The sequence below is a fragment of the Streptomyces anandii JCM 4720 genome, from assembly GCF_014650655.1.
Classification (GTDB): Bacteria; Actinomycetota; Actinomycetes; order Streptomycetales; family Streptomycetaceae; genus Streptomyces; species Streptomyces anandii.
This window is the reverse complement of the sequence record NZ_BMVJ01000003.1, coordinates 161,609-171,513: the sequence shown is the minus strand read 5'-3', so window position 1 is coordinate 171,513 and position 9,905 is coordinate 161,609. Positions and strand designations below refer to the sequence as shown.

Below are 9,905 nucleotides of genomic sequence, written 5' to 3'. Positions count from 1 at the left end.
GGCCACCGCGACACCCCGCCCGCGCCGCCCCGCCGCCACCGCGCCGACCTGCCCGCCTACCTCGAGCGCGTCATCCTCGACCTGCTCGCCAAGGATCCGGAGCAACGCCCGGCCGACGCCGACGAGTTGTCCCGCCGCATCACCGCCGGCCGCACCGCTGCGCCGTACGTGCCGACGGTGGCCGCCCCGCACCCGCTCCCGCCGTCCGCCTCCGCTCACGAGCCCCGCCTGCCGTCCTGGACGCACGGCATGACCACCGGACCCAAGGCCACGGGCCCCGGCCCCCACACACCGCCCCCGGATCCGGCGGCAGGCCTCTCCGGAACCTGCACGGCCCCGGACACCGCCGACGCCGCCGGTGGCGTCCCGGCCCGGTCCGACGGGGCCGCGCCGGGTGTTCCGGCGCGGGGCGCCGGGGGGCCGGTTCCGCGGCCGGGGGTGCGGGCCCTCGGCGACCGGCACGGCGTGGCACTGGGTCTGGCTCGGCTCGGGCGGTGGGGTGAGGCGCTGCCCGTCTACCGGGAGGTCGCCGCCGCCCGGGCCGGGATGCTCGGTCCGGACCATCCCGACACCCTGGCCACGCGGCACGAGACCGCCTTCGTGCTCGCCCGCACCGGACGCCCCGCCGACGCGCTGCGCGAGTACGAGCGGGTCGGCGAGGCCCGTATCCGGGTGCTCGGCCCCGACCACCCCGACACCCTCGCCACCCGTCAGGAGATGGCGTACGTGCTGGGCCGGCTGGGCCGCCACCGGGACGCGCACCAGGTGTACGCGGCGGTGCTCGCCGACCGGGAGCGCACCATGGGCGCGGACCACCCCGACACCCTGCGCTGCCGCCACAACCTCGCCCTGAACCTCAGCCGGCTCGGCCGCCCCGAGGAGTCGCACCGCATGGCCCGCGAGGCGGCCGCCGCCCGCGCCCGCGTGCTCGGCCCACGGCACCCCGACACCCTGGTCAGCCAGTACGAAGTTGCCTACGCACTGGGCCAGTTGGGGCGCTGGACCGAGGCCCTGGACACCTACCGCGAGGTCGCCGCCACCCGCGCCGAGACCCTCGGCCCCGACCATCCCGACACCCTCGCCGCCCGCCACGAGACCGGCGTCAGCCTCGGCCGGCTCGGCCGCGGCGCGGAGGCGCTCGAGGTCTACCGCGACCTGGCCGCGGACCGCGCCCGCGTGCACGGCCCCACCCACCCCGAGACCCTGCGCGCCCGCCACGGCGTCGCCGTCAGCCTCGGCCGCCTCGGCCGCTGGGAGGAGGCCCTCGCCGAGTCCCGCGACGTGTGGGCGCTCCGGCACCGCGTCCTCGGGCCCGGCCACCCGGACACCCTCGTCAGCCGCCGTGAGATCGCCGTGAGCCTCGGCTGGCTCGGCCGCTGGTCCGACGCGCTGGCGGAGTACCGCGAGGTCGCCGCCGCCCGCGCCCGCGTACTGGGCGCCGGCCACCCCGACACCCTGGCCAGCCGCGAGGACGAGGCCCACTGCCTGCGGCAACTGCGCACTTGAGCGAGCCCCACGCCCGGACCGGACCCCTGGCCGTCGTGGATCACCGCGTGTTACGAAGAACCATGAGCGCACACGAGGCACACAGGCAGCGCAGCTACGACGTCGTGGTCGTCGGCGGCGGGCACAACGGGCTCGTCGCCGCCGCCTACCTGGCCCGGGCCGGACGGTCGGTGCTGGTGCTGGAACGGCTGGACCACACCGGCGGCGCGGCCGTCTCCACCAGCCCCTTCGCCGGCGTCGACGCCCGGCTGTCCCGCTACTCCTACCTGGTCAGCCTGCTCCCGGGGAAGATCGTCCGGGATCTCGGCCTGGACTTCCGGCTGCGCACCCGCACCATCTCCTCGTACACCCCCGTCGAGCGCGACGGACGGGCCACCGGGCTGCTCGTGGGCGGCGGTGAGGAGCGCACCCGCGAGGCCTTCGCCCGGCTGACCGGATCCGGGCGCGAGTACGAGGCCTGGCAGCGCTTCTACGGCATGACCGGCCGCCTCGCCGAGCGGGTCTTCCCCACCCTCACCGAGCCGCTGCCCACCCGCGCGGAACTGCGCCGTCGCGTCGACGACGAGGAGGCCTGGCGCGTGCTGTTCGAGGAGCCGATCGGCGTCGCCGTGGAGGAACGGTTCGCCGACGACCTCGTACGGGGAGTGGTCCTCACCGACGCACTCATCGGCACCTTCGCCGGCGCCCACGACCCGTCGCTGGTGCAGAACCGCTGCTTCCTCTACCACGTGATCGGCGGCGGCACCGGCGCCTGGGACGTCCCCGTCGGCGGCATGGGCGCCCTGACCGACGCGCTCGCCGACGCCGCCCGCCGGGCCGGCGCGGTCCTCGCCACCGGCCACGAGGCGGTGCGGGTGGCCGCCGACGGCCGGGGCGCCGAGGTCACCTACCGCACCCGGGACGGCGAGGGCACCGCCGCCGCCCGGCACGTGCTGGTGAACGCCTCCCCGCAGGCCCTCGCCACGCTGCTGGGCGAGGAGCCGCCCGAGCCTGCCGAGGGCGCCCAGCTCAAGGTGAACATGCTGCTCAAGCGGCTGCCGCGGCTCCGCGACCGCTCGGTCGACCCGCGCGAGGCCTTCTCCGGTACCTTCCACATCGCCGAGGGCTACGAGCAACTCGCCACCGCACACGCCCAGGCGGCCGCCGGTGAACTGCCCGCCGCGCCGCCCTCCGAGATCTACTGCCACTCCCTGACCGACCCCACCATCCTCGGCCCCGACCTGGTCGAACAGGGCTACCAGACACTCACCCTGTTCGGACTGCACACCCCGGCCCGCCTCTTCGCCCGCGACAACGACACCGTGCGCGAGGAACTGCTGAAGTCGACGCTGGCCCAGCTCGACGCCCATCTCGCCGAACCCCTCGCCGACTGCCTGGCCACCGACGCCGAGGGCCGGCCCTGCATCGAGGCGAAGACCCCGCTCGACCTCGAACACGACCTGCGCCTGCCCGGCGGCAACATCTTCCACCGGCCGCTGAGCTGGCCGTACACGGAGGAAGGTGCCGGCCGCTGGGGGGTGGAGACCCGGCACGCAGGCGTGCTGCTGTGCGGCGCGGGCGCGGTGCGCGGCGGCGGCGTCAGCGGCGTGCCGGGGCACAACGCGGCAATGGCGGTCCTGGAAGGGTCCTGAATGCCCCGGCCCGCACGGGGCACTCCGATGGGGCCAGGGAAACCGCACGACGGCCGTCCGGCGGACGGCCGTACCACCCCCCACGGGAGGCATCCATGGCCGACCTCAGCCCGATCGAACTGCAGAAGGCCCTCAGCGGCATGGACTATCCGACGGACAAGCAGCACCTCGTCGACCGTGCCCGCAAGAACAAGGCCGACGACAAGATCGTCAGCCGGCTCGACGGCCTGAAGAAGGACCACTTCGACGGACCCAACGAGGTGCAGAAGGCCGTCTTCAACGAGTGACGGCCCGCCCGGGACCCGGAACATCCGCGGGCCCGCCGTTCCGCACCGGGACGGCGGGCCCGCGGCCTCCCGGGCCGGGGGTGGCTCAGGGCGGTCCGGCCACCGAGGGCAGCGCGTGCAGCGTCCCGCTCGACGACGCCGCGTGCACGCTCCCTCCGCCCGGGGCGCAGGCGGTGGCGAGGATCTGCCCGCCCAGGTCGAAGCTCTGCAGCGAGGCGCCGTCCGCCGCGTCCAGCAGATGCAGCCGGCCGCTCCAGCCGCCCGCGTACACCGCGGCCCCGTCCGTGCACAGCGCGAAGAACTCCTCCCGCCCGCCATGGTGCGCGCGCCACACCGGCTCCCCGGTCACGGCGCTCACACAGTGCACCGTGCCCGCCGCGTCCCCGACGATCACCGTGTCGACCACCCGCACCGGCGCCGCCACCACCGGCGCGCCCAGCCGGGACTCCCAGACGAGGGACCCGTCCGCGGCGGCCAGACACCGCAGGTTGCCCTCCCCGTCGGCGGCCACCAGGTGCTCCTCCAGCGGCAGCGGCGCGGCGAGCAGCGGCGCCGGCAGCCGCACCGGAGCGTTCCAGGTGAGGGCGCCGTCCTCGTCGTCCACCGACAGGATCTCCCCGCCCCGCACGGCCGCCAGGTACACGTGCCCGGCCCCCGCCGCCACCGGCAGCGCCGGGGCGCCCGAGGTGTCGGTGAGCGGATCGGTCTCCCACCACAGCCGGCGCGTCACCGCGTCGAAGTGGTGCAGCCGGCCGGTGGCCTCCCCGAGGAACACGCTCTGCCCGCGCAGCAGCGCCCGCGCCCCGGCGAGGGCGCCCGCGGGCCAGGACCACCACATCCGGTGGTCCTGCGTGTTCCACGACTCCAGCCGCCCCTCGGCGTCGCACACCAGCAGCACCCCGCTCTGGGCGCACAGCTGCACCGGAGCGGTGAAGTCCGTACGCCGGTCCAGCTCCTGCCCGGTGGCGGCGTCGAGCCGGCGCACCGCGCCGCCCCGGTCGGCGGTCACCACGGCGCCGTCCTCGGTGGCCACCACACTGTGCGGCCACTCACCCACACCGGCGCTCCAGCTGCGCCGCCCGGGCCGGAACGGCACGGTCAGGTCCGCGGCGTTGCCCGCCGCGGCCAGGAACTCCCGCAGCTCGGCCCGGTAGGCGGCCAGGGTGCGGCCCACGTCCTCGGGCAGCCTCAGCGTGCCCGGCGGGCCGAAGCCGCCGGCGATCTCCTCCAAGGACGGGCGGTCGGCCGGGTCCGGGGCGAGGCAGGCGCGGATCAGCCGGCCCGTCGAGTCCTCCGGCAGCCCCGACAGGTCGGGCGAGGCGCCGCCGACCCGGCGCACCAGCATGGCCCGGGAGTCGCTCTCCTCGGTGTAGGGCGGGTGGCCGGTCAGCGCGTACAGCAGGATCCCGGCGATGCCGAACACGTCGGTGGCGTCGCCGGTCCTGTGCAGCCCCCTCACCTGCTCGGGCGCGCAGAAGTGCGGGTGGCCGATGACCATGTCCAGGGTCAGCGTGACCCGCTGGCCGCGGATCCGGGTGAGCCCGAAGTCGATGATCCACGGGCCGTCCCGGGTCAGCAGGATGTTCCCCGGGTGCAGATCGCGGTGGAGCAGCCCCTTGCGGTGCGCGGTGCCGAGGGTGTCCACGAGCTCGGCCGCCACCGCGTGCACCGCGTCGCGGGGCAGCGGACCGCCGTGCGACTCCACGATGCGGTACAGCGACAGACCCGGGATGAAGCGGGTCGCCAGCGTGGGCTGCCGGCCCGCCCCGAAGTCCAGCGCGAGCAGCTCCGGGATACGGGCGCCCTTGCAGCGCTCCAGCGCCTTGCTCTCCTGGTGGAAGCGCTGCATGTGCTGCGCGTCCTCGGTGAACTCGCGCTTGAGCAGCTTCACCGCGCCCAGGGTGTCCGGCCCGTGCCGCTCGTCGGGGCGTCTGCCGAGGTACACGGTCCCGAATCCGCCGGCGCCCAGCCGGCCCAGGAGCCGGAACCCGGCGGCCTCCGACGGATCGGAGCCCGGATCGAGGGGCGTCACCATGCCGGCGTCCCTTCCCGGGGTTCGCCCGCCCCGTGCTCCGTCTCGCTGCGCGTCTCGTGGGAGAAGCCGATGCCGCACAGCACCGTGGACTTGCCCAGCTCGCAGATGCCGGTGTCGCGCAGCCGCTCCCCGCCCTGACGCGGCGAGTCCCGTTCGCAGCGCAGCAACAGCACCAGGCGTCCCGCCTCCTGCCGGCCGCGCACGGTGACCTGGGCGCGCACCTGTCCGGCGTCGGTCTCCTGGGAGACCTCCCGGCCGCGCAGCGGGATCGACTGGCGGTTGCCGGACCGCAGGTCGGTGACGACCAGCACCCCGGACAGCAGCGGATTGCGCCGCTTGTAGTGCCACCGGGTGGCCGCGGCGCCCAGCAGCACCACGAGCAGCACGAGCGGGTAGAGCCAGCCGGGAGTGCGGCCGGGCACCGTGCCGCGCAACTCGACGTCGGTGACCACCGGTTCGCCGGTCGAGAATCGGGTGTCCCCGAGCGAGCCGCGGATCACCGCCGTCCACGGCGAGGAGACCTCCGCCCGCAGGTCCACCCGCGCCGAGAAGCCGCGCGGGGCGGGGATCGGGCTGAACCGCGGCTCCTGACGCCAGGTCAGCGTCATCCGCACGGTCTTCTTCCCGCCCGGCGGCAGCGTGACGGGGCCGGACGGGCCGGACGGGGCCAGGCGCGGGCCGCCGGAGCCGCCGTCCGCCGTGAGCCGCACCGTCAGCGGCACATGCGCCGTCCTCGACTCCAGCGTGACCTCGACCGTCCGGCTGCGCTCGCCCGTGCGGGACCCGGTCCGCACGGTGACGTGCCCGGACCCGCCCTGGCTCACGTCCTCGCCGGAGACGGACACGGCGACCGTGTCGCCCCGGTCGGCGCGCAGCACGCTCAGTGCCTTCTGGGTGCGCACCTGGTCCTTGGCGGCGCTCAGCTGCGAGCCGAGGGCTGCCGGGTCGACCGGCAGGATGCGCGGGGCGCCGAAGGCGCCGCCGAGGACGTCGGAGACTCCGGTGCCCTCGGCCAGTGGAAGCCCGTAGCCCATGATCTTGTGGTCCGCGCCGAGCGCGGCGTAGCGCTTCTTCAGCTGCTGCCAGGAGGGGCTGCCCAGGCGGCCGTACGGGCTGCCCGGCGCGTTGACCGCGCCGTCGGTGAGCATCAGCACCGCCCCGACCGGGGCCGTGCTGCGCTCGAGCTGGTCGGCGGCCGCGTTCAGCGCGGCGCCGTGGTCGCTCGCCGACTCCTCGGCCGAGCGCGGGAGTTCCCTGTCGAAGAGGCCGCCGGTGCGGTTGGCCGGGGACATCGGGTGGACGACGCTGGTGGCCCGGCCGAAGGTGACCACGGCCACCTGGTCGGCTGGTGTGAGCGAGTCGAGGAAGTCGGCCAGGCGGCGCTTGACCGTGGTGTAGAGCGGTACGCCGTCGGGCCCCTTGTCCTGCATGGAGCTGGAGACGTCGACGAGGACGACGTAGGCGGCGGGCACCTGGTCGACCTTGAGCGCGCGGTAGACGTCGTCGCGTGTGACGGGTGTGTCGGCGGCCGCGGCGGACGCCGCGCCGCACAGGGGCAGCAGGACCGCGAGGACGAGCAGCGCGGCGCTGCGGGCCGTGGCCCGGATGGTGAGCATGAGGTGTGTGTCCCCCTGGGATGTGCGTGGTTCAGACGCGGGTGCGTACGGCCGAGGCGCGGAGCTTGTGCAAACGGGTCATCTCCCGCTCCAGCACGGGCAGTTGCTCCTGTCGCTCACGGATCTCACGGACGTGTTCGGCCTTGGTCTTCGTCAGCTGCCGGAGCCGGTGGTCGCAGTAGTACTCGGCCACCGGCTCGTCCCCCTCGTAGCGGGCGAGGGCGTCCTCCATGTCGTGGCGTTCCTCGAGGGCACGGCCGGCCCCGGAGTACGACGCCCACTCCTCTTGGTAGGCGTCGAGGAGGGCGTCGAGCCGCTCGCCGATCCGCCCGCGGACCGCCCAGATCACCAGGGCCGCGCAGACGTCGTCGTTCTCCGCCCCGGCCACGCGCGCGGCGCGGGCGCGGACGGCCAGCTCCCCGCAGTCGTGCTCCGTGACCTCGGGCCGTTCCGCGAAGCGCACCACGCTGCGCAGGGCCAGCGAGGACCCGAGCCCCGAGAGCCGGCCGGCGATCCGGTCCAGCCAACGCCCGTCCTGCTCCGACTCGTTCCAGTACGGCGTCCGGACCAGCCGGTGCACGGCGTCCACGACGAGCTGCGCGTACGGCCCCGACCAGTCCAGGACGCGCTCGGTCAGTTCCCGGTCGGCCGGGCAGGGGCCGTATCCGCTCTCCGGGTCGACCGCGAGCGCGACCCGGAGCAGCTCGCGCACGATCCGCGTGGCGTCCTGCTTCAGCCCACGCGAGTCGAGCTCCGCCCGCAGAGCGGTGGCGTACGTGTCGACCCGGCCGGCCGGGTCGGCGCCGCCCGCGGGCCGTGTCGCCGCGACCACGTCGGTGAAACCGGACGGCCGCAGCCCGGTGAGCGCGCACAGCACGTCCCAGCGGGGCGCGGTCGCCGCCCTCAGCCCGGCGGGACCGCGCCGCAGCGTGTCCCGGAGCACGGCCAGGACCTCTTCGCCGTCCGCCCCGGACACCGCCCGCGGCACGCTGGAGACCAGCCCCTTGAAGAAGTCGGCGTGCCGCAGCACCTCGTCACCCTGGCCGCAGACCACCGCCGCCTCCAGCAGCCGTGCCGCCGCCGAGGGGTGCCGGCCCGCCCACTTCCTGTCGGCCTCCACCGGGCAGACGCCCGTACTCAACAGGGCGCGGATCAACGGGAGTTCCGGGCTGCCGGCGATCTCCGGCCGGCGGTCGGACGAAGGTTCGTCACACAGCCACCGCAGCCAGGCGCCCACCAGGGCCACCGGCTCCGGCTGGTCGTACAGCGCGCGGACCAGTCCGCTCGCCAGCCCGGGGACCCGGCGCAGCATGGACTGCGTCAGGCCCATGGTGCCCACGGCGAACGGTGCGACGGTGGGCAGGAGTTCGCCGGTCACGGGGTCCGGCGTGCCCTCGGGGCGAGTGTGCAGGATCTCGCTGATGACGTCGGCCAGGATCTCGTCCAGTGGGCCGAGAGTCAGCCCGGCGGCCATGAGGGAGGCGCGCCGGTTCTCGAACTCGCGGCGGGCCGCGTCCGTCCGGCGGTCGAGCAGATCGCCCCGCAGCCGGTCGCGGATGGCCTGGGAGACGACGGCCTGCGACATGAGGGGCGCGACCGCCTCCGGGTCGGTGTCCGGATGCGTGAGCACCCCGTGTTCAGCGAACACGGTGAGCTCCTGGTCGGTGATCCCCGGGCTGCGCAGCGCCACGTGCACCTCCTCCGTGCTGACCTCCCGGCCCTCGGTGAAGGCCCGGACGGCGGCCAGCGACCGGTCCAGTCGCTTGAGCACCTCCAGCGCCTGCGCCGCCGCGTCCGGATCGTCGATGTCCAGTGCCTCGCGGCAGTCCGCCAGATGGCGTACGACGCAGGCGCCGCCGTGCTTCGCCCAGTTGTCCAGGAGCAGGTCGTGGTAGCGGCGGGCCTGCGGGGACAGCGCGCGCAGGTCCGGCAGCGGGCCGCCGCCCACGGTCAGGCCGGTCGCCCCGGGAGAGGCGGCCGTGTCGCCCCAGTACAGGCGCACGGGCACCTCGGAGCCGGGGGAGGTGGCGCTCGCGGCGGACAGGGTGCTGCGCACACCGAAGGGCAGCAGGGCGGCCACGGAGTCCAGAATGAGCAGCAACTCGAACGGGCCGTGGCTGCCGTCGCCCGCCACCGCCACGGGCCCGTCCAGCAGATGGGCCGCCGCGGCCGCCAGCCAGCGGGTGATCCCCGAGATGTTCGGGGTGACGTTCCCGGCGACGTCGTCCACGAGGCGCTCGTCCTCGCCGAGGAGGAGTCCGGCGGGCCCGGCGGTGGTCAGGGTCAGGGTCTCGGCGGCGGTGTGCGCGGCCCGGGCCAGCGCGCACCATCCGACCCCGGCCTCCCGGACCTGCGCGTAGGGCACGGCGAAGTGGCTGACGCGGTGGATCATCCGGTTGGTGCCGTCGACGCCGTCCGTGCCGTCCAGCAGGAAGACGCCCACCGTGCCCTCGCCACCGGCCTCCGGGGCGCAGCCGACGGTGATCCACGGCAGCCGGTCGCCGGCCCCCGGCGTGCCGGGCAGCCAGTGCAGGACGGCGGTGTTGAACGCGGCGCTGCGGCCGGGCGGATGGGCGGCGAGAACCTCGTAGCCGCTGGTGGTCCGGGGCACCTTGCCCCACAGCGCCCAGTCGGCGATCAGCCCCGGTGCCATGGTGTGTCCTTCCTCGTGCGGGTGTCGGGTGGGCGGATCAGGACTGCGTCGGGACGAAGCCCCGCAGGAAGAGGAACGGTTCGAGGATGTTGACGGGCCGCGGCGCCGCCGCGAAACGCACCGTGTCCTCGACCTGGTTGATCAGGTACGGGTTCTCGAAGTCGAAACCGCGGTCGG

General features: G+C 75.2%; 6 protein-coding genes. 3 read left to right on the top strand and 3 right to left on the bottom strand.

What is annotated here, in order from left to right:
- The 3 genes from IE249_RS06740 to IE249_RS06730 form a co-directional block, all read left to right on the top strand.
- On the top strand, positions 1-1,506 hold a 1,506-nt coding region (locus IE249_RS06740; protein WP_229857716.1), incomplete at its 5' end, for a tetratricopeptide repeat protein.
- A 62-nt stretch (positions 1,507-1,568) separates the two neighbouring features.
- The gene (locus IE249_RS06735; protein WP_189703844.1) at positions 1,569-3,137 is read left to right on the top strand and encodes a phytoene desaturase family protein; all 1,569 of its coding nucleotides are present in this window, start codon (positions 1,569-1,571) and stop codon (positions 3,135-3,137) included.
- A 95-nt stretch (positions 3,138-3,232) separates the two neighbouring features.
- A complete protein-coding gene (locus tag IE249_RS06730) occupies positions 3,233-3,424 on the top strand; it encodes a DUF2795 domain-containing protein (RefSeq protein ID WP_189703843.1) in 192 nt (63 codons plus the stop codon).
- Between the two features lie 85 nt (positions 3,425-3,509).
- Here IE249_RS06730 and IE249_RS06725 read toward each other — a convergent pair whose 3' ends face one another.
- The 3 genes from IE249_RS06725 to IE249_RS06715 are packed head-to-tail and all read right to left on the bottom strand — an operon-like array spanning position 3,510 to position 9,728.
- Positions 3,510-5,459, bottom strand: coding sequence for a serine/threonine-protein kinase (locus tag IE249_RS06725; protein ID WP_189703842.1), 1,950 nt, complete (start codon positions 5,457-5,459; stop codon positions 3,510-3,512).
- A complete protein-coding gene (locus IE249_RS06720; RefSeq protein ID WP_189703841.1) occupies positions 5,453-7,075 on the bottom strand; it encodes a VWA domain-containing protein in 1,623 nt (540 codons plus the stop codon). The genes IE249_RS06725 and IE249_RS06720 overlap by 7 nt, the downstream gene beginning before the upstream one ends.
- A 31-nt stretch (positions 7,076-7,106) precedes the next feature.
- A complete protein-coding gene (locus IE249_RS06715) occupies positions 7,107-9,728 on the bottom strand; it encodes a hypothetical protein (RefSeq protein WP_189703840.1) in 2,622 nt (873 codons plus the stop codon).
- Positions 9,729-9,905: the final 177 nt, after the last annotated feature.

Excerpts from the sequence above, each read along its gene's own strand:
- IE249_RS06715 (WP_189703840.1), bottom strand. The coding sequence starts at position 9,728 with ATGGCACCGGGGCTGATCGCCGACTGGGCGCTGTGGGGCAAGGTGCCC.
- IE249_RS06735 (WP_189703844.1), top strand. The coding sequence starts at position 1,569 with ATGAGCGCACACGAGGCACACAGGCAGCGCAGCTACGACGTCGTGGTC.
- IE249_RS06725 (WP_189703842.1), bottom strand. The coding sequence starts at position 5,459 with ATGGTGACGCCCCTCGATCCGGGCTCCGATCCGTCGGAGGCCGCCGGG.
- IE249_RS06730 (WP_189703843.1), top strand. The coding sequence starts at position 3,233 with ATGGCCGACCTCAGCCCGATCGAACTGCAGAAGGCCCTCAGCGGCATG.
- IE249_RS06720 (WP_189703841.1), bottom strand. The coding sequence starts at position 7,075 with ATGCTCACCATCCGGGCCACGGCCCGCAGCGCCGCGCTGCTCGTCCTC.